At 71.0% G+C, this 21,446-nt stretch carries 18 protein-coding genes; 13 read left to right on the top strand and 5 right to left on the bottom strand.

What is annotated here, in order from left to right; all coding sequences use genetic code 11:
- Positions 1–119: 119 nt before the first annotated feature.
- The 4 genes from ACWDZ7_RS01240 to ACWDZ7_RS01225 all read left to right on the top strand — a co-directional run bounded on the left by ACWDZ7_RS01240 (position 120) and on the right by ACWDZ7_RS01225 (position 7,289).
- Complete coding sequence (locus ACWDZ7_RS01240; RefSeq protein ID WP_451793880.1) at positions 120–1,745, top strand: protein kinase domain-containing protein; 1,626 nt, start codon at positions 120–122, stop codon at positions 1,743–1,745.
- A gap of 151 nt (positions 1,746–1,896) precedes the next feature.
- On the top strand, positions 1,897–3,594 hold the full coding sequence (locus tag ACWDZ7_RS01235) for a serine/threonine-protein kinase (protein ID WP_451793878.1): 1,698 nt from the start codon (positions 1,897–1,899) through the stop codon (positions 3,592–3,594).
- A 203-nt stretch (positions 3,595–3,797) separates the two neighbouring features.
- Positions 3,798–5,414: a succinic semialdehyde dehydrogenase gene (locus tag ACWDZ7_RS01230; RefSeq protein ID WP_451793876.1), complete on the top strand. Its 1,617-nt coding sequence runs from the start codon at positions 3,798–3,800 to the stop codon at positions 5,412–5,414.
- Positions 5,415–5,456: 42 nt separating this feature from the next.
- Positions 5,457–7,289 carry a GMC oxidoreductase gene (locus ACWDZ7_RS01225; protein WP_451793875.1) on the top strand — a complete coding sequence of 611 codons (1,833 nt, stop codon included), beginning with the start codon at positions 5,457–5,459 and terminating at the stop codon, positions 7,287–7,289.
- 85 nt (positions 7,290–7,374) lie between these two features.
- Here the strand turns inward: ACWDZ7_RS01225 and ACWDZ7_RS01220 are convergent, their stop codons facing one another.
- Complete coding sequence (locus ACWDZ7_RS01220) at positions 7,375–8,424, bottom strand: LAETG motif-containing sortase-dependent surface protein (RefSeq protein ID WP_451793874.1); 1,050 nt, start codon at positions 8,422–8,424, stop codon at positions 7,375–7,377.
- A 252-nt stretch (positions 8,425–8,676) separates the two neighbouring features.
- On the opposite strand from ACWDZ7_RS01220, the gene ACWDZ7_RS01215 reads away from it, so the two are divergent.
- The 3 genes from ACWDZ7_RS01215 to ACWDZ7_RS01205 all read left to right on the top strand — a co-directional run bounded on the left by ACWDZ7_RS01215 (position 8,677) and on the right by ACWDZ7_RS01205 (position 10,976).
- Positions 8,677–9,042, top strand: coding sequence for a hypothetical protein (locus ACWDZ7_RS01215; protein WP_451793872.1), 366 nt, complete (start codon positions 8,677–8,679; stop codon positions 9,040–9,042).
- 142 nt (positions 9,043–9,184) lie between these two features.
- Complete coding sequence (locus ACWDZ7_RS01210; RefSeq protein ID WP_451793870.1) at positions 9,185–10,045, top strand: hypothetical protein; 861 nt, start codon at positions 9,185–9,187, stop codon at positions 10,043–10,045.
- A 148-nt stretch (positions 10,046–10,193) separates the two neighbouring features.
- Entirely contained in the window at positions 10,194–10,976 is a 783-nt protein-coding gene (locus tag ACWDZ7_RS01205; protein WP_451793869.1) for a hypothetical protein, read from the top strand.
- A gap of 647 nt (positions 10,977–11,623) precedes the next feature.
- On the opposite strand, the gene ACWDZ7_RS01200 is transcribed toward ACWDZ7_RS01205, so the two are convergent.
- Positions 11,624–11,917, bottom strand: a complete 294-nt coding sequence (locus tag ACWDZ7_RS01200; protein WP_451793867.1) for a chorismate mutase — start codon at positions 11,915–11,917, stop codon at positions 11,624–11,626.
- A 412-nt stretch (positions 11,918–12,329) separates the two neighbouring features.
- Between ACWDZ7_RS01200 and guaA the strand changes: the two genes are divergently transcribed.
- The gene (gene guaA, locus ACWDZ7_RS01195; protein WP_451793865.1) at positions 12,330–13,916 is read left to right on the top strand and encodes a glutamine-hydrolyzing GMP synthase; all 1,587 of its coding nucleotides are present in this window, start codon (positions 12,330–12,332) and stop codon (positions 13,914–13,916) included.
- Between the two features lie 89 nt (positions 13,917–14,005).
- Here guaA and ACWDZ7_RS01190 read toward each other — a convergent pair whose 3' ends face one another.
- The gene (locus ACWDZ7_RS01190) at positions 14,006–14,485 is read right to left on the bottom strand and encodes a pyridoxamine 5'-phosphate oxidase family protein (RefSeq protein ID WP_451793864.1); all 480 of its coding nucleotides are present in this window, start codon (positions 14,483–14,485) and stop codon (positions 14,006–14,008) included.
- Between the two features lie 139 nt (positions 14,486–14,624).
- On the opposite strand from ACWDZ7_RS01190, the gene ACWDZ7_RS01185 reads away from it, so the two are divergent.
- The 3 genes from ACWDZ7_RS01185 to ACWDZ7_RS01175 all read left to right on the top strand — a co-directional run bounded on the left by ACWDZ7_RS01185 (position 14,625) and on the right by ACWDZ7_RS01175 (position 17,573).
- The gene (locus tag ACWDZ7_RS01185) at positions 14,625–15,410 is read left to right on the top strand and encodes a class II aldolase/adducin family protein (RefSeq protein ID WP_451793863.1); all 786 of its coding nucleotides are present in this window, start codon (positions 14,625–14,627) and stop codon (positions 15,408–15,410) included.
- 196 nt (positions 15,411–15,606) lie between these two features.
- Positions 15,607–16,872 carry a hypothetical protein gene (locus ACWDZ7_RS01180; RefSeq protein WP_451793862.1) on the top strand — a complete coding sequence of 422 codons (1,266 nt, stop codon included), beginning with the start codon at positions 15,607–15,609 and terminating at the stop codon, positions 16,870–16,872.
- A gap of 167 nt (positions 16,873–17,039) precedes the next feature.
- Positions 17,040–17,573 carry a DoxX family protein gene (locus ACWDZ7_RS01175; RefSeq protein ID WP_451793861.1) on the top strand — a complete coding sequence of 178 codons (534 nt, stop codon included), beginning with the start codon at positions 17,040–17,042 and terminating at the stop codon, positions 17,571–17,573.
- A 49-nt stretch (positions 17,574–17,622) separates the two neighbouring features.
- On the opposite strand, the gene ACWDZ7_RS01170 is transcribed toward ACWDZ7_RS01175, so the two are convergent.
- Together ACWDZ7_RS01170 and ACWDZ7_RS01165 are read right to left on the bottom strand one after the other, a co-directional pair.
- Entirely contained in the window at positions 17,623–17,862 is a 240-nt protein-coding gene (locus ACWDZ7_RS01170) for a hypothetical protein (RefSeq protein WP_451793859.1), read from the bottom strand.
- Entirely contained in the window at positions 17,849–19,216 is a 1,368-nt protein-coding gene (locus ACWDZ7_RS01165) for a PspC domain-containing protein (RefSeq protein ID WP_451793858.1), read from the bottom strand. The genes ACWDZ7_RS01170 and ACWDZ7_RS01165 overlap by 14 nt, the downstream gene beginning before the upstream one ends.
- Positions 19,217–19,399: 183 nt before the next feature.
- On the opposite strand from ACWDZ7_RS01165, the gene ACWDZ7_RS01160 reads away from it, so the two are divergent.
- Both ACWDZ7_RS01160 and ACWDZ7_RS01155 read left to right on the top strand, forming a co-directional pair.
- Positions 19,400–20,689 carry an ATP-binding protein gene (locus tag ACWDZ7_RS01160; protein WP_451793857.1) on the top strand — a complete coding sequence of 430 codons (1,290 nt, stop codon included), beginning with the start codon at positions 19,400–19,402 and terminating at the stop codon, positions 20,687–20,689.
- Positions 20,686–21,414, top strand: coding sequence for a LuxR C-terminal-related transcriptional regulator (locus ACWDZ7_RS01155; RefSeq protein WP_451793855.1), 729 nt, complete (start codon positions 20,686–20,688; stop codon positions 21,412–21,414). The genes ACWDZ7_RS01160 and ACWDZ7_RS01155 overlap by 4 nt, the downstream gene beginning before the upstream one ends.
- Positions 21,415–21,446: the final 32 nt, after the last annotated feature.

Raw genomic sequence — 21,446 nt, 5'->3', positions numbered from 1 at the left:
TCACGCCCGCCCGTGGGACGGCTGGTGCGCCCCCGGCGCGCACGAGGGCGGCGGCCGGAACCCGCCCGCCGCTCGGTGAGACCCATTCCGTTCGCACACGTGTGGGGCATGATGGCCGCATGGGGAGCCTGGGAGACCACGCAGGTGGGGGCGGCGCCCGTGTGATCGCGGGACGTTACCGCCTGGAGGCGCGGCTCGGCCGGGGCGGCATGGGGGTCGTGTGGCGCGCCACCGACCTGCTTCTCGGGCGCGGGGTCGCCGTCAAGGAGCTGGAGCGGGACGAGACGCTCTCCGACACCGAGGCCACGCAGGCGCGCGAGCGGACCCTGCGCGAGGCGCGGGCGGTGGCGCAGCTGCGGCATCCGCACATCGTCGTCGTCCATGACGTCGTCGTGGAGAACGAACAGCCGTACATCGTCATGGAGCTGATCGAGGGCGGCTCGCTGGCGGGGCGGATCGCGCGGCAGGGCCCGCTCGACGCGGACGCCGTCGCGCGCATGGGCATCGACCTGCTCGGCGCCCTGAGCACCGCCCACGAGGCCGGCGTCCTGCACCGTGACCTCAAGCCCGCCAACGTACTCGTGGAGCGGGCCACCGGCCGCGTCGTCCTCACCGACTTCGGGATCGCGCAGGTCACCGGCGCGACGACGCTCACGGAGGTGGGTTCGTTCGTGGGCTCGCCGGAGTACACCGCGCCCGAGCGCATCGCGGGGGAGCGGACCGGGCCCGAGTCCGACCTGTGGTCGCTCGGCGCGCTGCTCGTCACCGCGCTGGCCGGCGAGTCGCCCTTCCGCAGGGATTCCATCGGCGGCGTCCTGCACGCCGTCGTCTACGAGGAGATACGCCCGCCGGACAGCGCGGCGCCGCTCCTCCCGGTCGTCCTCGGCCTCCTGGAGCGTGACCCGGGGTGGCGCCTGGACGCGGCGGGGGCGCAGCGGCTGCTCCAGGCGTACGTCGACACGGGGCGCATGCCTACGCTGCCGGGGAAACCGGGGAACGGCAGACCGGGCCCCGGCGCCGCCGAGCCCGCCGGGCCGCGCGGCCGCCACGGCCGCGTCGTGCTGATCGCCGCGGCGCTCGCGGCGGCCGTGGTGGGGGCCGGGGTCTCGGCCACCGCGCTGCTGCTCGGCCGGGACGGGGACGGCGGTACGCCGACGAACTCGGTCACGCCCTCCACCACCGTCAGCCGCCCCACGCCCACGGTGACGGTCACTCAGGGCACCCGTACGCCCGAACCGTCCAAGCCGACCAGGCCCGAACCCAGTACGCCCGAGCCGTCCGCGCCCAGGCCGTCCACGCCCCAACCGCCCGACGGCTACCGCCTGGCCAAGGACCCCGAGGGCTTCACGGTCGCCGTACCGAAGAGCTTCGAGCGGACGACCGAAGGGCCCCGCGTCTTCTACGTCTCGCCGAGCGGCACCTACCGCATCGGCATCAAGAAGGCGGACCCGGAGCCGGGCGGTCCGCTCGCCGCGCAGCGCCGCGCCCACGCCGAGGGGCCGCGGAGCAACCCCGGTTACCGCAACGGCGAGGTCAGCGAGACCACGCGCAACGGCCGGCCCGCCGCCTTATGGGAGTTCACCTGGGACGGTCCGGGCAAGCCGCGGGGCGAGCGGCACACGTACGACCTGTGCTGGGAGGAGGGCGGCAAAATGTACGACGTGTGGGTCTCCGGGCCCGCCGAGGAGGCGGAGGAGACGCGGAAGTACTTCGACACGGCGGTCGACACGTTCGTACGCCGTTGAGCGGAGGCTCTCCCTCGTTTGGCGCGGGCTGCTTGTTGGCGTGGGCTCCTCGTTCCCGTACGCCGGTCACGTCCCGCCGCGTGCATCACCCCGGTCACAAGTAGGGGGCCTGGCTGGAATCCGAGGTGCCCCGCACGGTAGTCATGGGGGCATGAGTAATGACGGGGGCACCTCATACGGCCCGTACGAGCCCACCAGCTACGGCCTGCAACCGCCGCAACAGCCGCAACAGCCCGGCGTCCCCGGCCGGTCCGGGCCCAACGGCGGGGCGCACCCCGGCAACCCGTACGCGCAACCCGCCCACATCGTCCCGAACCAGCCGTCCGAGGCCGCGGTCGAAGCAGAGCCCGGCGCCGGCCGGCTGATCGCGGGCCGCTACCGGCTGCTCACCAAGCTCGGCCACGGCGGCATGGGCACGGTGTGGCGCGCCAAGGACGAGACGGTGGACCGCGAGGTCGCCGTGAAGGAGCCGCGCCTCCCCGACCACCTGCCCGAGCGCGAGCGCGCCAACGCCTTCGAGCGGATGCGCCGCGAGGCGCGCGCCGCGGCCCGCCTCGACCACCCCGCCGTGGTCAACGTCCATGACGTGGCGGTCGAGGACGGGCAGCCGTGGATCATCATGGAGCTGGTCCAGGGCCGCTCGCTCGGAGCCGCGCTCCAGGAGGGCACGCTCGGCGCCCGGGAAGCCGCCCGGATCGGCCTCGACGTCCTGAACGCCCTGGACGCCGCGCACCAGGCGGGCATCCTGCACCGTGACGTGAAGCCCGACAACGTCATGCTCGGCAGGCACGACCGGGTCATCCTCACCGACTTCGGCATCGCCCAGATCGAGGGCGAGACCAACCTGACCGACACCGGCGGCTTCGTCGGCTCGCCCGAATTTATCGCACCGGAGCGGGTGTTGGGCCAGCGCCCCGGCCCCGCGTCCGACCTCTGGTCGCTGGGCGTCGTGCTGTACGCCGCGACGGAGGGCGTCTCGCCGTTCCGCCGCAACAACACCCCGGCGACGCTCCAGTCCGTCCTCAACGCCGCGCCCGCCGCGCCGGCCTCCGCCTCCGGCCCGCTCGCCGAGGCCATCAACGGCCTGTTGGCCAAGGACCCGGCGCAGCGCCCGAACGCCGCGCGGGTCCGCGCCCTCCTGGAGGAGGCGGCCAGGCCTCCGCAGCCCGCGCCGACGCAGGTGGTCACGGTCGCGGGCGGTGGCAGCGGCGGTCGCGACGGCAAGGGTGTCTTCCTGAGCCGCAAGGCCCTCGCGGTCATCGCGGGGGTGGTCGCGGCGGCCGTGGTGGCGGGCGTGCTGGTGGCCGTGAACCCCTTCGGAGGTTCGTCGGACACGGAGAGCTGGAAGAGGCACAAGGCGGCAGCGGTCGCCGCCACCGTCTCCGCGCCGGAGCAGTACGTGGAGAGCAAGCCGCAGGACACCGACACGGACAAGAGCTGGATCAGGTACACCGACCCCAGCGGCGCCATCTTCATCACGCTCGACCTCGCCGAGAAGAAGGACACCTCCCAGGACATCGCGGGGACCTCGGCGGCCCAGGCGTACGCCGACATGGAGAAGTTCAAGGAGAGCGGCGAGACGTCGTTCAGCAATATGGACAGCGAGCCCGCCCCGGACGGGAAGACGAAGGAGACCACGTACGAGGAGCGGGCCTCCGCCGAGAACACGGTCACGTACACCGACTCGCAGACCGAGCTGCCGCACGAAGCCAAGATCTTCTACTACCGGACCAAGTCCGGGGACATGTACCGGCTGTGGATCGACTACCCCGGCAAGGGCGACTTCACCGAGCGGGGCCGCGAGGTCGCCGGGAGGGCCATCGCCGAGCTGGAACTCGACAAGCTCTGAAGTATGGAGCCCGACAAGCTCTGAAGTATGGAGCCCGACAAGCTCCGAAAATGTATTTCCTCTCTCTTTCGAGGGGCGCATCCTGTGACAACGCCCTGATCAGCGGCTTTGCCGCCAGCAATCACTGGCGCGGTGTGAGTGACCCGTGAAGGCCCATTACCGATGGGTACCCAAAACCCTGACGTGGGCCTACTCTCACGAGCATGACGGACTCGCAGGCCACCGCAGCGCCCCTCGGAACGAACCCGACCGCCCCGGCCCCCGAAGGCGCGCGCACCGCCGCCGACGTGGTCACGCCCGAGCTGATAGCCCAGCTCACGCGTGACGTCATAGGTTCCGGGCGCACGGCCAACCACACGCCGCTCACCGGCGAGAAGCTGGCCGACCTGCCCGAGTCCACCCCCGAGGACGTGGTCACCGCCTTCCAGCGGGCCCGCACCGCCCAGATCGCCTGGGCCAGGACCCCGGTGAGGCAGCGCGCCGCCGTGCTGCTCCGCTTCCACGACCTGGTGCTCCAGCGCCAGGCCGAGGTGCTCGACCTGATCCAGCTGGAGACCGGCAAGGCCCGCCTCCACGCGCACGAGGAGATCCAGGCCGTCGCGGTCGCCGCCCGCCACTACGGCCGCAAAGCCCCCTCGTATCTGAGCCCCAAGCGGCACACCGGCGTCGTCCCGACCCTCACCAAGGTCACCGAGAACCGCCAGCCGCGCGGGGTCGTCGGGCAGATCGCCCCCTGGAACTACCCTCTCGAACTCTCCATCGGCGACGCGCTCCCCGCCCTCGTCGCGGGCAACGCGCTCGTGATGAAGCCCGACACGGAGACCTGCCTCACCGCCCTGTGGGCCCGTGACCTGATCATCGAGGCGGGCCTGCCGTCGGAGGTCTTCCAGGTCGTCCTCGGCGAAGGCCCGGTCATCGGCCCCGAGATCGTCAAGCACGCCGACTACGTCTCCTTCACCGGCTCCACGCGCACGGGCCGCGAGGTCGCGCAGGGCGCCGCAGCCCGCCTTGTCGGCGTCTCGCTCGAACTCGGCGGCAAGAACGCCATGTTGGTCCTGCACGACGCCGACGTCGACAAGGCCGCGGCCGGCGCGGTGCGCGCCTGCTTCTCCTCCGCGGGCCAGCTGTGCATCGCCATCGAGCGTCTGTACGTCCACGAGTCGATCGCCGACCGGTTCGTGGAGCGCTTCGCCGAGCGGACGAAGGCGATCCGGCTCGGCACGTCCCTCGCGTACGGCGCCGACATGGGCTCGCTGGTCGGCGAGCGGCAGCTGGAGACCGTGACCCGGCACGTCGAGGAGGCCGTCGCCAAGGGCGCCACGCTCGTCGCGGGCGGCGTCGCGCGCCCGGACATCGGCCCCTACTTCTACGAGCCGACCATCCTGGACGGCGTCGAGGCCCCGATGGCCGTCTGCACGGAGGAGACCTTCGGCCCGGTCGTCTCCCTCTACCGCTTCACGGACGAGAACGAGGCGATCGAGCTAGCCAACTCCACGTCGTACGGCCTGAACTCCTCGGTCTGGACGAAGGACGGCAGCCGAGGCCGCAAGGTCGCCGCCCGCCTGCGCACCGGCACCGTCAACGTCAACGAGGGCTACGCGCCCGCCTACGGCAGCGTGCAGTCCCCGATGGGCGGCATGAAGGACTCGGGCCTCGGCCGTCGGCACGGCTCCGAGGGCATCCTCAAGTACACCGAGGCGCAGACCGTCGCCCAGCAGCGGCTCATGCCGCTGGCGCCCTCCTTCGGCCTGGACGACGAGAAGTACGCGGCGTTCATGAGCACGAGCCTGAAGGTCATGAAGGCGCTTCGCCTGAGCTAGCCGAAGCCTGACGCCCGCGTCAGTTCTCAACGAGGAGAGTCAATGTCACAGGAGAGCTCTGTCCGGAACCGGGAGGCGGTGGACGCGGTGGCCGCCGAGGACGCGTACGACTATGACGTCATCGTCGTAGGCAGTGGCTTCGGGGGCGCGGTGTCCGCGCTGCGTCTGACGGAGAAGGGGTACCGCGTCGGCGTACTCGAAGCCGGGCGCCGCTTCACGCGCGCGACGCTGCCCAAGAACTCCTGGGACCTGAAGAACTACCTCTGGGCCCCGGCCCTCGGCCTCTTCGGCATCCAGCGCATCCATCTGCTCGGCAACGTGATGGTCCTCGCGGGCGCCGGGGTCGGCGGCGGCTCCCTGAACTACGCCAACACGCTCTACGTACCGCCCGCCCCGTTCTTCGAGGACCCGCAGTGGAAGGACATCACGGACTGGCAGGACGAGCTGAGCCCCTACTACGAGCAGGCCAAGCGCATGCTCGGCGTGCGGCTCAATCCGACGACGACGCCCTCGGACGTCCATCTGAAGGCCACCGCCCAGGCGATGGGGGTCGGGGACAGCTTCCACATGGCGCCCGTCGGCGTCTTCTTCGGCGACGAGAAGGACGCGGACGGTTGTTCAACGTCCCGTCCCGGCGCGGAAGTTCCCGACCCCTACTTCGGCGGCGCGGGCCCGTCCCGCAGGGCCTGCACCGAGTGCGGCGAGTGCATGACCGGCTGCCGGCACGGCGCGAAGAACACCCTCAACGAGAACTACCTCTACCTGGCGGAGAAGGCCGGTGCGGTCATCCACCCGATGACGTCGGTCGTCGCCGTCACCGAGGACTCGCGGGGCGGATACGCCGTGGCCACGCTGCCCACCGATGACAAGCGCAAGGGCAAGGGACGTACGTTCAAGGCGCGCCGAGTCGTCGTCGCCGCCGGTACGTACGGCACGCAGACGCTTCTGCACCGCATGAAGGACAATGGTCTGCTCCCGCGCATCTCCCCGCGCCTCGGCACGCTGACCCGCACCAACTCCGAGGCGCTGGTGGGCGCCCAGACCACCGACCGCCGCTACCGCAAGCGGCACGGCGCGGAGCGGGTCGACTTCACCAAGGGCGTCGCCATCACCTCCTCGATCCACCCGAACGGCAACACGCACATCGAGCCCGTCCGCTACGGCAAGAAGTCCAACGCCATGGGCAGCCTGACCGTGCTCCAGGTCCCGTACAGCGTGAAGGGCGGCAAGGCGCGGGTCGCCGGCTGGCTCGGCCACGTCGCCCGCCACCCCTCGCTCCTGGTCCGTTCGCTCTCCAACCGTCGCTGGTCGGAGCGGACCATCATCGGCCTGGTCATGCAGTCGCTCGACAACTCCCTGACCACGTACCGCAAGGAGAAGGGCCTCGGAAAGGGCCTCCTCACCGCACGGCAGGGGCACGGCGCGCCCAACCCCGACCAGATACCGGAGGCCACGCGTGCGGCGACCCTCCTCGCCCAGGAGATCAACGGTTTCCCGGGCTCGAACATCGGCGAGCTGATGGGCACCCCGCTGACCGCCCACTTCCTCGGCGGCTGCCCCATCGGCGACTCGCGCGACACCGGCGTCATCGACCCCTACCACCGGCTCTACGGCCACCCGGGCATCTCGGTGGTCGACGGGGCCGCGGTCTCCGCGAACCTCGGCGTGAACCCGTCCCTGACGATCACCGCGCAGGCCGAGCGGGCGATGTCGTTCTGGCCCAACAAGGGCGGCGAGGACCCGCGCCCGGCCCAAGGTGAGCGGTATGTGCGGATCGCGGCTGTGGCGCCCAAGACCCCGGCGGTACCGGCGGACGCCTTCGGCGCGCTGAACCTGCCGTTCCTGGGGATGCCGGCGGTGCCGCCCAAGAAGTAGTCCAGGGGAGGGGCAGGGACTTGATACACGTAAGGACCTGCGCCCCCCTCCGAGCGCAGGTCCTTCCGCGTGCTTGGGTGCCGCGTTACACGGCGGAGTCGGCCTTGCGGCGACGTACGACGAAGACCGCGCCCGCACCGACGACCACGGCGGCACCTCCGACGAGGCCGATGGCCGGCAGCGCCGAGCTGGAGCCGGTCTCGGCGAGGCTGTCGGTCGGGAGATCGTCGGCGGTGCCCTGCGGCGCCGGGGCGGCGGTCGGCGTCGCGGTCGGCGTCGCGCTGGGCTTCGCGGTCGCCGTCAGGGTCGGCTTCGGCTTCGGAGTGCCCGGGTGCTCGCCCTGGTCGCCGGGCTTGCGGATCGTCAGCGGGTGGTCCATGAACGAGGTGTGCGTGCAGTCCAGTTCGGAGTCGACGTACTCGCCGACGCCGGTCGCGTAGCCCTTACCGAGCGGGGCCTTGGCACCGATGTCGAGCCGCAGCTTGATGTCGGCCTTCTCCTCGGCGCCGAGATCGATGACGTCGAAGGCGAGGCCACCGGTCTCGTCATCGTTGATCGACTCCCAGGTCTCGGTCTCGGGGTCGAGGTACTGGAGGTTGGCGTAGTTGCTCAGCTGGTTCTTCTCGTCGTCGCCCTTGGAGTCGTTGTCCACGGCCGTGATCCATCTGACCTCGCCGAGCGCCTCGTCGGTGGGGTTGGTGGCCGTCAGCTTGAACTGGTGCCAGCCGCTGCCCGGGGTGATCTTGCTGGGCAGGCCGGACAGCTCGATCTCCAGTACGGAGTCGCGGTCCACGCCGCTGTCGTCGACCGGGCAGTCGGCCGGCTTCTTCCCGTCCTCGTCCTCCGCGGCGGCCTCGTCAGACCCTTCCGTCTCTTCCGGTTTCGTCGGCTTCGTCGGCTTGTCGGCCGAGGGCTTCGGTATGGCGGGCGTCCGGCCCGGCGTGAGCTTCGGGCCCGGCGTCGGCTTCGGCTTGGACGTCTTGGTCGCCGAGTCGGTGGGCGTGGGGGTCGCGGTCGGTGCGCCCGGCGCCGGGGCGGCGCCCTCGGTCGCGAACGCGGCCGGCGCCGACAGGAGCGCCATCGGGGCTATGACGGCCGTAGCCGCCGCTGCTGCCATGGCACGGCGAAGCTTCATGAAGACCTCATAAAGTCCGGCGCGCCACCCGGTCGGCAGCGCGGAAATGGAAGGCCTCCGCGGTGGAGCCGCGGCTGTGGCCGTTGTTACTGCATGCATGACCTGCGACCCCTGTGAATGGTTGCGTTCGCTTTCACAGATTTCTTATGTGGCGTGACTCACACCGCTTGTGCCGCCATGACGGGGTGACATAGAACTGCCCCCGCCCAAGGGGGTGATGGGGACATGGGGACACAGGGGGAGGAGAGAGCGTTGGCCATACCCGACGAGGTGTGGGAGAGGTTCGAGAAGGACAGCGAGCGTGACATCCGCTCGTCGGCGCCGAAGGAGCCGTCCGCGCGGGCCCGCATGGTGGCTGAAAGGCTGCGACGCCTCGACGAGGAGGCGGCGCGCCAACAGGCGGGGCGGGACGGGAGGTTGCGCCGCAGGCGCCGCAAGCGCGATGCCGAACCCGTGCGGTGGCGGCCCGACGACTGGCGCTCGGCGCCCACGGGTTCGCGCCGTGACGAGCGTTCGGAGCGCCGCCGCCGGGTGTGGAGCGTGGTGATCGTGTTCGGCTGCATGGCCCTGGCGATCGCCGTGCTCAGCCCGTTGCGGTTCTGGATCTGGGGCTGGTGAGCGCGGGGGCCACCGCGGCCCGCCGCAGCCCGGCGCGGTGGAACCGTAAGTGATCTTCTGCCGTCGTAGAAGTGGTGCGAGTGGCTACGTGACACTCCGCACCGCGAGGCGCAAGTGAGTGCAACAGGTGGGGGCAGAGATCGTGAAGTCAGCCGTGTCGCGGGCCGTGGTGGCCGTTTCGGTCGTGGCCGCCCTCGGGGCGACCGCGGCCTGTGGCGGAAGCGGCGGGAGCGGTGGAAGCGGTGGAAGCGGCGGCGACGGCAAGAATTCGGCCGAGTCGAGTGCGGGACCCACGAAGGGCGGCGGCTCCGGCGTGGCCGCCAGGCTGGAGAAGGCGGCCCTCGCCACGGGTGACGTCAAGGGCTACAAGGTCGAGAAGCCGGAGGACGTGGATGCTGCCGGGGCCACGGCGCCCGTCCCCGCCGCCGAGAGGGCGTCGCCCGCCGAGTGCGCCCCGCTCGCAGCCCTGCTCGGCGCCGGCACCGACGTTGGCGCCGGCCCCGGCACCGGCGTCGGCACCGACGTTGGCGCCGGCGCCTCGTCAAAGCCGAAGGCCCGCGTCAGCCGATTCCTGACCGGCTCCGGCGACAAGAACCTCACGACGACCGGCGTCGACCTGTCCGCCTACGCCGAGGCCGACGCCGAGCGCGCCATGGCCGATCTGCGCGCGGCGTCGAAGTCGAAGAAGTGCGCCACCTTCCGCGTCGACGACCGGCGCTACCTCGGCGTCAGCTCGCTGCCCGCGCCGGACAAGGGCGACGAGGCGATCTCGTACAAGCTGGCCCACCGCAAGGGCGGGTACGTGACGCGGGAGCAGATCACGGTCGTACGCGAGGGCGGCACGGTCATGGTCTTCGACGCGTCGAACATGTACGACCCCCAGGGCGTCCAGGACGACCGGGAGGCCGAGCGGGACGGCATGGGAGGCATCGGGACGCCCAAGGCGGACGACGACCCGAAGGTGGCGCCCGCGATCGTCGAGGCACAGCTCGGGAAGCTCTGATTCACTCTAATTCACAGACGCCCCGTACAACCTTTTCGGCGGTTTCCGATCGTTACGTAAATCGCTGGCAAAGTTGGCGAGTTTGCCGCTTTCATTTCGCCTCGGCGCGGGCCCGTCGCCCGCACCGTGCGAACTGAAGGTAGGAAACGTGAAGTCATCTGTGTCTCGGGCCGTCGTGGCCGCGTCCGTCACGGTCGCGCTGGGCCTGACCGCAGCGTGCGGCAGCGACGACGACGGCAAGAAGCCGTCGGAACCGGCCAAGTCCACGCAGGGTGCCGGGGACTCGAAGGACCCGAAGGGCTCCAAGGACCCGAAGGGCGCGGAGGACGCGAAGGGCTCCAAGGACTCGAAGCCGGCCGGCGACAAGTCGAGCGCCCTGTCCTCCGCCGACCTGGAGAAGGCGGTGCTCGCCAAGGGTGACCTCAAGGGCTACAAGATCGAGAAGCTGTCCGCCGCGGACATGCCCGCGCAGACCGTGCCCGCCGACCCGGCCGAGTGCCAGCCGCTCGCGAACATGTTCATGTTCGCCACCGACCCGGCGTCGAAGGCCCGTACCGGCCGCACCATGACCGGCCCCGACGAGCTGGACGCCACGGTCATCACGCTCGCGCTGCTCGCCCACGAGCAGGCCGACGCGGAGAAGGTCATGGACGGCCTCCGCACGGCCACGGAGAAGTGCGAGGCCTACGAGCACGCCGACTCCAAGTACCGCGACGTCGCGGCCCTGACCGCCCCGAAGGTGGGCGACGAGGCCGTCTCGTACAAGGTCGTGGGCCTCATCGAGGGCCAGAAGACGCCGATGAGCTTCACGGTCGTGCGCAGCGGTCCGACGCTCGCGGCCTTCTACTCGATCAATCTGCTCCAGCCGAAGAAGTTCGGCGTGCCGGCCAAGGTCGTCGACGCGCAGGTCGCCAAGCTCGAGAAGCTCTAGGCCGGAAGGCCGGAAGGCCGGAAGGCCGGAAGGTCCAGAAGGTCAGAAGGCCAGAGCGAAGGGCCCCGCGGGACGGATCCGCGGGGCCCTTGGCTGTCGGCACCGACGTCAGGGCGGCGTCGGTGCCTCGGGCGGCGCCCGGGGGGAGTGCGCCGCTTGGCTCGGGGCGCCGGTGGCCGACCCGGCGCACGGGGGGGCGCTCGCGTGGTATCGACCAATGGCAGTGCGGTGGCGGACGAGGGACCGGGGGTCCGCCCTCCAAGGCATCGTGCTCGATGGGTTGTCGCGGGCGCAACCGTTTCGACCACATCTATACGGGAAAGCGGCGAGGGATCGGGACTGAGGCGACCGGGACGAAGGCGACCGGGACGGAGCGGCCGGGACGGAGCGGCCGGGACGGAGGCCGGCCGACCCCGGGCGTCCCCGGAGCCGACCGTTCTCTTGGGTGACCGGGCTGCTGTCCCCTGCCGTCCGGTCACATCGCTGAAGCGAGGTCCCACGGCGTACGACACGTTCCATACGCCTCATCGCTCCAACGGAGCCACGCGTGGTTCTAACGGGCCCGCCCCTGGCTGGCACGGACATCGGGACCAACGAAGCCCGCCGGGAACCGGTCACGCGCCGTACGGGTGAGAAGCGGTCCGAACTCAGATACGGCCCCGGCACAGCTCCAGGAGCGTCATCGCGAGCGTCGTACCGGGCTTGCCGAGCGCGTCCCTGTAGTGGCCGAGGACCTCCATCTCGCGGGAGAGATTCACGCGGCGCCCGCCCGAGGTGATGCGCGCTTCCTGGATCACGGCCGAGACGGCCATCCGTTCCTGGACGAGACCGATGATGCGGTCGTCGAGCGTGTCGATCCGCTCGCGGGCGTTCTCGATCACACCGGCGGCCTCGGAAGTGCGGGCGCCGGTCTTCTCGGTGGCGGTGGCGGTGGCGGTCATGAGGGGCTCCTTGATCTCTGCCCCGGGGCGACACGACCCGGAAATGACAGAACGCCCCGGGCCTTGTCGGCCCGGGGCGCCTGGAAAGTCGCTTGTCAGTGGATCAAGCAGCTCGACCATGGCAGCCGGCGGGCCGGTTGCCATAGGTAAAGAGGAAGCTGAGGTGCTTGGTCACGGGGCCAGTATGCCCCCACGCGCGCGTGCCGGGTCAATCACCTTCCGGGGACGGCCCGGATGCTGAGACGCCCGTCCGGCCCGCACCCCTTGGTTCGGTCGTCGGTTCAGGTCGTCGGCGCGGGTCCGTCGGATGTGACGAGGGAGGCACCGCCGGGCCCGGTAGAATTGACAAAACAGACCCCCTGCACACGCACTGAGCCTCTCGCTCAACGCTCAACGCCGGAAGGCCGCCGCCGTGCCATCAGCGCCCCACGCTGCCGCCGCTCCCGACACCGTTCTGGTCGTCGACTTCGGAGCGCAGTACGCCCAGCTCATCGCCCGTCGCGTCCGTGAGGCCCGGGTCTACAGCGAGATCGTGCCGAGCACGATGCCCGTCTCCGAGATGCTCGCCAAGAAGCCCGCCGCGATAATCCTTTCCGGCGGCCCCTCGTCGGTGTACGCGGAGCAGGCCCCCACCGTCGACCGCGAGCTCTTCGAGGCCGGCGTCCCCGTCTTCGGCATGTGCTACGGCTTCCAGCTGATGGCGACGACCCTCGGCGGCACGGTCGACAACACCGGCGCGCGTGAGTACGGACGTACGCCGCTGGCCGTCTCCAAGGTCGGCTCCACCCTCTTCGAGGGCACCCCCGCCGAGCAGTCCGTGTGGATGTCGCACGGCGACGCGTGCAGCGCGGCGCCCGAGGGCTTCACGGTCACCGCGTCCACGGACGTCGTGCCGGTCGCCGCCTTCGAGGACGACGAGAAGAAGCTGTACGGCGTGCAGTACCACCCCGAGGTGATGCACTCCACGCACGGCCAGCAGGTCCTGGAGCACTTCCTCTACCGCGGCGCCGGCCTCAAGCCGGACTGGACGACCGGCAACGTCATCGACGAGCAGGTCGCCGCGATCCGCGAGCAGGTCGGCACCAGGCGCGCCATCTGCGGTCTCTCCGGCGGCGTGGACTCCGCCGTCGCCGCCGCCCTCGTGCAGAAGGCCATTGGCTCGCAGCTGACCTGCGTCTACGTCGACCACGGCCTGATGCGCAAGGACGAGACCGAGCAGGTCGAGAAGGACTTCGTCGCCGCGACCGGTGTGCAGCTGAAGGTCGTCGACGCCCAGGAGCGGTTCCTGGCCGCGCTCGCCGGGGTCTCCGACCCCGAGGAGAAGCGGAAGATCATCGGCCGCGAGTTCATCCGGGTCTTCGAGCAGGCCCAGGCGGAGATCGTGGCCGAGGCCCCCGGCGACCAGCCGGTCGAGTTCCTCGTCCAGGGCACGCTCTACCCCGACGTCGTCGAGTCCGGCGGCGGCGCCGGCACGGCCAACATCAAGTCCCACCACAACGTGGGCGGCCTCCCCGAGGACCTCGAGTTCAAGCTCATCGAGCCGCTGCGCAAGCTGTTCAAGGACGAGGTCCGGATGGTCGGCGCCGAGCTCGGCCTGCCGGACGAGATCGTCCAGCGCCAGCCGTTCCCGGGCCCCGGCCTCGGCATCCGCATCGTCGGCGAGGTCACCAAGGACCGCCTCGACCTGCTCCGCGAGGCCGACGCCATCGCCCGCGAGGAGCTGACGGCGGCCGGTCTCGACCGGGACATCTGGCAGTGCCCGGTCGTGCTGCTCGCGGACGTCCGCAGCGTCGGCGTCCAGGGCGACGGCCGCACCTACGGCCACCCGATCGTGCTGCGCCCCGTCTCGTCCGAGGACGCCATGACGGCCGACTGGACCCGCATGCCGTACGACGTCCTCGCGAAGATCTCGACGCGCATCACGAACGAGGTCGCCGATGTGAACCGTGTGGTGCTCGACGTGACGTCGAAGCCGCCGGGGACCATCGAGTGGGAGTGACCTCCCGCAAGCTCTGACGGCGCCGTCCGCCTCCTGCGAGGTGGGCGGCGCCGTCGCATGCGCGGGCTGCCCGGGGCGCGGCAGCCCGCTCACGTCCGCCTGGTGGTGCGCACCGCCGCGCCCGGCTTCCACACCTGCACCGCCAGGTACTTCTCGTCCTCGATGTACGTGCGGACCACCTCCGTCAGCTCGGTGCGGAAGAGATGGAACGCGTCCGGGTCCGGCGGATTGACCGCGTCGGCATAGCGCGCGACGGCCCGCGGGTCCCGCACCTCGATCGCGCGACCCGCGATGCGGACGTCGCCGCCGGCCATCTCCGTGCCGGTTCCCGGGTTCGCCTGCAGCGCGAAGCGCGGATCGCGGCGCAGGTCCAACGCCTTGAGAGACCCCGGCATCATGCCGAACCACAACTCCCCGTGCAGAAAACGGACTTCGAGCCCGGTGGTACGCGGCGACCCGTCCTTGCGGAGCGTGGCGAGGACATGGTGGGTGAACGCCCCGAAACGGTCCTCGACGGTGCGTGCGAGAGCGGGTTCCGCGGTGGTGAAGGCTGCCCAGTTCAACTTCATGCGCCGAGTGTCGCGCCGATACCCGACATCTCTTGTCGTATATCGATTCCCCTCTGCGTGCTCTCTTCACCGGACGCCTCTGTCCTCCTGTGCGAACCGCCGGTAACTTCCGCTCCGTACAGCCGAGGATGGAGGACATATGCAGGCGCCCACACCGATACCCGTCGAGCGGTTGCAGTTCGCGATGCCGCCCGTGCACGATTCGCTGGAGGACGAACGGCGTTATCGGAAGGAACGGCTCGCCGCGGCGCTGCGCATCTTCGGACGGCTCGGGTACGAGGACGGGGTCTCCGGACACATCACCGCGCGGGACCCCGAGCACACGGACTGCTTCTGGGTGAACCCGTTCGGAGTGCCCTTCAAGCACGTCACCGTCGGCGAACTCGTCCTGGCCAACGCCGACGGGCAGGTGGTCGAGGGGCGCCATCACGTCAACCAGGCCGCCTTCACCGTGCACGCCCAGGCGCATCTGACGCGGCCCGATGTCGTCGCCGTCGCGCACTGCCATTCGCTGCACGGCCGCGCGCTTTCCACGCTCGGCGAACTCCTCGACCCGATCACCCAGGAGGCCTGCGCCTTCTACGAGAGCCACGCGCTGTACGACGGCTACACGGGCGTCGTCGTGGACGCCGAGGAGGGCCGCAGGATCGCGACCGCGCTCGGCGGCCACAAGGCGGTGATCCTGCGCAACCACGGCCTGCTCACCGTCGGGGATTCCGTCGACTCCGCCGCCTGGTGGTTCCTCTCCATGGAGCGCTCCTGCCAGGTCCAGCTGAGTGCGCGGGCCGCGGGCCGCCCGGTGCTGATCGGCCACAGGCAGGCGGTGCGGACCCGCGAGCAGCTCGGCAGCGACCTGGTCGCGTGGATCAACTACCAACCCCTGTGGCAGGACATCAGCCGCAGCGAACCGGACCTGCTGACCTGATGCACCGGTCGACGCCCGTGACCTGCCCGTCGACGCGCACCGTGACCCGCCCGTCAACGCGCGCGTGGCCCGTTCACCCCCGCTGACCTCACCCCTGGGGTTCGTTCGCCCTTCAGTGCGGCACAATTCCCTTTCTCCGCAAGGAAGTTCACAGCAAGCCCCCAGGGCTTCGAGGGTAGGGAAGGCGGCGTACGCGGTGGCGGTGCAGGAGGCGAGACAGGACGCGCACGGAGGCGGCTGCACGTGCGGCGGCTGCCCGCACGGGGCGCGCGAGGGGCACCGGCTTGCCGTGGCCGCGTTCCTCACCCAGCGCGACGAACTGGCGGCAGGGCAGGGGCTGCCCGCGGCCGTCGCGCACTCGGCGGGCGCGTCGCGGCAGTGGGTGTCGGACGAGCTGACACAGTCCGCGCGGGCCGTCGCCGAGCGCGGCAGGGCCGAGGGAGAGGCCTGGCTGCGGCGCCTGTGGACGCGCACGCTCGGCGTCGTCTGGGGCTCCTTCGGCGTCCTCCTCCTGGTCCAGGCGTTCACCGCGATCGGCGTCGGCTGGACGGCGGCGCGCACGGCGGGGCTCCTCGCCGGCCTGGTGGTGGGCGGGCTGCTGACCGGCGCGGCATACGTCCATCGGGAGCGCGGCGGTGTCCTCGCGCCGGTGATCGGCGAGGACAACCGGCTCTCCACCTCGCGTGTCGTGGCCGCCTGCTGGGTACTCCTCGTGGTCTTCGCGGTGCTCGTCCTCGCGGGCCAACTGGCCGTGGCCTCGGGGCACGGACGGCGGGACGAGCTGATCGCCGGGCTCGAACTCGGCCGCGCCGCCGGGGTGATGACGGTCCTCGCCGTGGTGTGCGGAGTCGCTGTCCTCGTGCGCAGGGTCGTGGGTCTGCGCGTCCTCGGCCAGCGGCTGCAGAAGGTGCGCGCGGACCGGCCGCGGGCCGCCGATCCGCTCACCGACGACTCGGGCCGGGGCAGCTTCGCCGACGCCCAGTACATCCTGGTCACCGCCGTCGCCGTGGTCTTCGCCGCCGTATGCCTCGCGCGGCGGCCCGAGCAGCTGCCCGATCTTCCATGGGGGCTCGCCGTGCTGGTACTGGTGTCGGCCGCGACGTACCTCGCGGGGAAGTACTCCGAAGGCGGCCGCCCTGTGATCCTCTCCGTCGTCCGCGCGCGGGAGGCCGGTGACCTGGACGCACCGATCCGCACGGGCGACGACATCGAGATCCGTGGCGCGGGATTCGTCCCACCCGGCGCGGGCGACGCGGACCGGCTCGCCCGCATGGTCGTCCGCATCGGAGCCGTGCACGTCCACGTACCGCTCGTGCCCGTGCCGGGCGGCTTCAGCAATCCGGCCGACGCGACCTTGACCGTGCCCGTCCCGGTCGACGTCGAACCGGGCCGCGTCGAGGTCCAGGTGATCACCGCCGCAGGTCTGGAAACGAACCGCGTCGCGATCGACGTCACGGACTGAACCAACGGGCACAGCCATCGGCTGACCCACCTCGGCTGACGCATAAGAGCCTCCCCCTGGGGCTTCCCGGTCGATGTCGTGAATTCCCGCCGCACGCCGGTGAGCAGCGGCCTCTACTCGTACGTATGGTCAGAAGACGGGGTCGATGGGAGAGGCGGCGACGAGCCATGGCTCACGGCATGCGGACGGACAGGCACACCGGCTACGCCCGACGTGACAACTGGCGGGAGTCCGCCACCCGTTACGCCCTGCTCCCTCTGCGGATCTTCCTCGGCGTCACCTTCATCTACGCCGGTCTGGACAAGCTCACGGACAGCTCCTTCATGCGGGCGGACGGAGCGGGGTCGATCGGCGAGCGGATGGAGGGCGTCCGTGACATCTCCGCGATCCCCGCCTTGGTCGACCTGTCCCTCAAGAGCCCCGTCGGCTTCGGCCACGCCATCGCCATCGGTGAACTGGTCGTCGGCGTCGGCACGCTGATCGGCCTGTTCGCCCGGGTCGCCGCGCTTGGCGGTGCGCTGATCTCGCTCAGCCTCTGGCTGACCGTCAGTTGGTACAACGACCCGTACTACTACGGCAACGATCTCGCGTACCTGATGGCGTGGCTACCACTGGTGCTCGCCGGGGCCTCCGTCTTCTCCGTCGACGCCATGCTCACCGCCCGCCGAAAGAAGCCATGGAGCTCCTCCGCCAAGCCCTAGGGCTCCTCCGGAAGGGCAGGGCCGTACAACAGGCCCCCGCCACCCGCCCCTAGCCGCGCGGCTCCCCGGAGCCTTGTGAGCGGCCGCCCGGGCGGGCGGCGCCGCGCGGTCGTATCCCGTGGAAGGCCGCCGCCGCGCCTGCGAGCAGCAGGCCCGCCATCACGAGCGGGAGCGCGACGAACCACGGCGCTTCCCAGGCGCCGCCCGCGTCGCCCACGTACACGACGGCGACCGTCAGCAGGGAGAGGCCTGCCACCAGCTTGCCGGGTTGAAGTTCATGACGTAGCACGGGTCACCTTCGCTTGTCCGACGCCCACTTCGAGCCGCAGATCGATCGTGCCGCCGTCCGTGCTGCCCGAGGGCGGCTTCAGTGTCACCTTCTTCTCACGGCCCGGAGCGATGTCCAGGTCCTTGCCCTTGTCATCCGGCAACACGATGTCGCCGACGCCCACCTCCGCGTCCAGCCGCACGGTGGCGTCCTTCGGCACGATCACCCTGAGGTCGCCCACGCCGGCCTCGGCGCTGGTCTCCAGCGTCCGGCCCTTGCCGACGTCGACCTTGGTCAGGTCGAGCGTGCCCGTGCCGAGACCCACCTCGTACTGGGGGCGGACGTCCGCCGTCGACGCCGGTATCCAGTCGGTGCGGACATAGTGCGTGGTGAGGTTCTTCGGCAGGGCCGCCGAGGCCGCGAGGAGCCCGGCCGTGAGCACCGCGAGCACGATCGAACCCGCTCCTGTGCGCCCCAGGAAGGCGCTGACCGCGATACCGAGGCCGAACACGGCGAGCGCGCACGCCAGGCCCGTCTGCAACGTCGTGCCGAGCGGATGGTCCTCCCAGGTCAAGCCCGTACCGAGACCACCCGCGAGCAAGGCGAGCAGGAAGAGCCAGCCGCCGATCCAGCGCGGACCGCGCGGCTTGGGCGGCGGTGGCGGGGCGGCCGTGGCGCGGGGCGCACCATGGTGGTGGCCCGTCGGCTGATAGGCGATGTTGTCGAGGGCTTCGGGACCCCAGAAGTAGCCGGAGATCCCGTCGTACGTGCCGTCCTTGACTATCGGGTCACGCCACCAGGAAGGGCCCCCGGCGACAGGCGGTGCCTTCGCCTCGGGCGGGGCGTCCGCCGCGGCGTGCGCGGTGACCGGGTCGGGGTCGAGGGCCCCGCGCTGCTGCGACCAGTACCCCGCGCCCGCGAGGAGAAGGGTGAGAACGGCGGCGAAGGTGAGCGCCCCGCCGTTGTTCAACAGAGTGAGGAAGACACCGCAGCCGACGAGCGCGAAGAGCACGGCCGTCAGCGCCGGGCCGTCGACCCGGCCGGAGAGGAGCCTGCGCGCCTCGTTCTCCTCCTCGTCCTCATACGGCACGAAGAGCCAGGCGAAGCCGTAGAAGACAAGGCCGAGGCCGCTGGTGATCGAGAGGACCGCCAGGCCGATGCGGAATATCACCGGGTCCATGTCGCAGTGCCGCCCGAGTCCCGCGCACACACCGCCGAGCTTTCTGTGCCGGCGGTCGCGGCGGAACTTCCGATCCTCCGCGGGCAGGCCCGGCTCGTGACTGCCCGTGGGAGCGCCCGGCGCGCCATACGCATCGCGCAGGGCATCGTGGATGGCGGCCTCGGTCTCCGTCTCGGCGGGCTGCTGATCTGTCATGTGTCCATGGTGACGGCCGGGAGCCCGCCGCGGCACTCGGGAAGACCCTGGCCCGACCCTGATATCACCCCTGAGACTCCTCGGGCCCACACCCTGACAGGGGCGGGGCAGGGGCCGAGATCAGGGAAGTCTCGGGGATCGACCCTGATGTCCGCGTCCGCGCCCGCGTGTGAATATCGAGGCATGCCGGAAGCCGCTGCCCCACCCATCGACGACGTCCGACCGCTGCACAAGCTCTACCGCAGCGGCGATGGGCGTTGGCTCGGCGGTGTCGCACGCGGTCTCGCGGGACATCTCGGACTGCCCGTGGTCTGGGTCCGGCTAATCTTCGTCGGCCTGTTCACGGCGGACGGCCTCGGCGCTCTGCTGTACGCGGCGTTCTGGTTCTTCGTTCCGCTGGGCATCGGCGGCGTCGACGCCCAGCGGCCGCCCGCGGCCGCCACGACCGAGACATCGCAGGACGGCCGCCGAAGACTTGTGGCCCGCAAGCCGGACAAGGGCCAGATCGTCGCGCTCCTCGCCATGGTCGTCGTCTCCATGGTCTTCGTAGGCAATGTGGACCTGGACGGCTCGACCAAGGCGTATGTCGTCCCGACCCTGCTCGTCGCCGCCGGTGTCGCCCTGGTCTGGCGGCAGGCCGACAACGCACGCCGGGCCCGCTGGATGGCCGTCGGCCGCCGCCGGCGCACCCTGACGCTCGCCCGGTCCGCGGCCGGAGTGCTGCTGGTCGGGGCCGGGGTCACCGGCATCTTCGTGCTGCAGGGCTCCGCCGCGCACCTCGGCGCCGTGCTGCAGGCCGCCCTGGCCGTGCTCGTCGGTATCGCGCTCCTCGCCGGCCCCTATCTCGTCCGTATGACGCAGGACCTCTCCGAGGAGCGGCTGATGCGCATCCGCGCCCAGGAGAGAGCCGAGGTCGCCGCCCACGTGCACGACTCCGTGCTGCACACCCTGACCCTGATCCAGCGCAACGCGGAGAGCGCGAGCGAGGTGCGGCGCCTCGCCCGCGCCCAGGAGCGCGATCTGCGGGCCTGGCTCTACAAACCCGAGGGCACCGGCAAGGACGAGGACGAGGAGCCCGACACCCTCGCCGAGGCGGTCCGTCACAGCGCGGCGGAGATCGAGGACAAGCACGGTGTCCCGATCGAGGTCGTCGTGGTCGGCGACTGCCCGCTCGACGAGCGCCTGACCGCGCAGATGCAGGCCGCGAGGGAAGCCATGGTGAACGCCGCCAAGTACGGTGGCGAGGGCGGTGCGGTGCAGGTCTTCGCCGAAGTCGAGGGGGAGACGGTGTTCGTATCCGTCCGGGACCGCGGCCCCGGCTTCGATCTGGACTCCGTGCCCGACGACCGGATGGGCGTACGAGAATCGATCATCGGCCGCATGCAGCGCAACGGCGGCACGGCGCGGTTGCGCGCGGTGCCGGGCGGCGGCACGGAAGTCGAGCTGGAAATGGAGAGGACGGCGACGACATGAGCGACGCGACCGAGGCGGGCGAACCCGCGGAGCCGACCAGGGCGGATGAGGGCGGTGCGGGTGGGCGTCGGGTGCGAGTCGTCCTGGTCGACGACCACCGGATGTTCCGCACCGGAGTGCAGGCGGAGATCGGCCGGACCGACATCACCGGCGTCGAGGTGGTCGGTGAGGCCGCCGACGTCGACCAGGCGGTCACGGTCATCACGGCCGCGCGCCCCGAGGTCGTCCTCCTGGACGTGCACCTCCCCGGTGGCGGCGGCGTGGAGGTGCTGCGCCGCTGCTCGCCGTTGATGGGCGACGCGGAGAACCCGGTGCGTTTCCTGGCGCTGTCGGTGTCCGACGCCGCCGAGGACGTCATCGGTGTCATCCGGGGCGGAGCCCGCGGCTACGTCACCAAGACGATCACCGGGACCGACCTGGTGGACTCCATCTTCCGTGTGCAGGACGGGGACGCGGTGTTCTCGCCGCGCCTGGCGGGCTTCGTCCTGGACGCCTTCGCCTCCACGGACGCGCCTCCGGTCGACGAGGACCTGGACCGCCTCACGCAGCGCGAGAGAGAGGTCCTGCGGCTCATCGCGCGCGGGTACGCGTACAAGGAGATCGCCAAGCAGCTCTTCATCTCCGTGAAGACGGTCGAGTCGCATGTCTCGGCGGTCCTGAGGAAGCTGCAGCTCTCAAATCGACATGAGCTGACGCGGTGGGCGACGGCGCGACGGCTGGTCTGAGGAGCAGGGCGGGCGACTGCTTCGTGGGCGGC

This window comes from Streptomyces sp. NPDC003032 (assembly GCF_053591415.1).
This window is presented reverse-complemented; position numbering and strand designations above follow the sequence as displayed.

Bases quoted from the DNA above. Each gene is read 5' to 3' on its own strand.
- ACWDZ7_RS01240 (WP_451793880.1), top strand. From the start codon at position 120: ATGGGGAGCCTGGGAGACCACGCAGGTGGGGGCGGCGCCCGTGTGATC.
- ACWDZ7_RS01235 (WP_451793878.1), top strand. From the start codon at position 1,897: ATGAGTAATGACGGGGGCACCTCATACGGCCCGTACGAGCCCACCAGC.
- ACWDZ7_RS01230 (WP_451793876.1), top strand. From the start codon at position 3,798: ATGACGGACTCGCAGGCCACCGCAGCGCCCCTCGGAACGAACCCGACC.
- ACWDZ7_RS01225 (WP_451793875.1), top strand. From the start codon at position 5,457: ATGTCACAGGAGAGCTCTGTCCGGAACCGGGAGGCGGTGGACGCGGTG.
- ACWDZ7_RS01220 (WP_451793874.1), bottom strand. From the start codon at position 8,424: ATGAAGCTTCGCCGTGCCATGGCAGCAGCGGCGGCTACGGCCGTCATA.
- ACWDZ7_RS01200 (WP_451793867.1), bottom strand. From the start codon at position 11,917: ATGACCGCCACCGCCACCGCCACCGAGAAGACCGGCGCCCGCACTTCC.
- ACWDZ7_RS01190 (WP_451793864.1), bottom strand. From the start codon at position 14,485: ATGAAGTTGAACTGGGCAGCCTTCACCACCGCGGAACCCGCTCTCGCA.
- ACWDZ7_RS01185 (WP_451793863.1), top strand. From the start codon at position 14,625: ATGCAGGCGCCCACACCGATACCCGTCGAGCGGTTGCAGTTCGCGATG.
- ACWDZ7_RS01175 (WP_451793861.1), top strand. From the start codon at position 17,040: ATGGCTCACGGCATGCGGACGGACAGGCACACCGGCTACGCCCGACGT.
- ACWDZ7_RS01165 (WP_451793858.1), bottom strand. From the start codon at position 19,216: ATGACAGATCAGCAGCCCGCCGAGACGGAGACCGAGGCCGCCATCCAC.
- ACWDZ7_RS01160 (WP_451793857.1), top strand. From the start codon at position 19,400: ATGCCGGAAGCCGCTGCCCCACCCATCGACGACGTCCGACCGCTGCAC.
- ACWDZ7_RS01155 (WP_451793855.1), top strand. From the start codon at position 20,686: ATGAGCGACGCGACCGAGGCGGGCGAACCCGCGGAGCCGACCAGGGCG.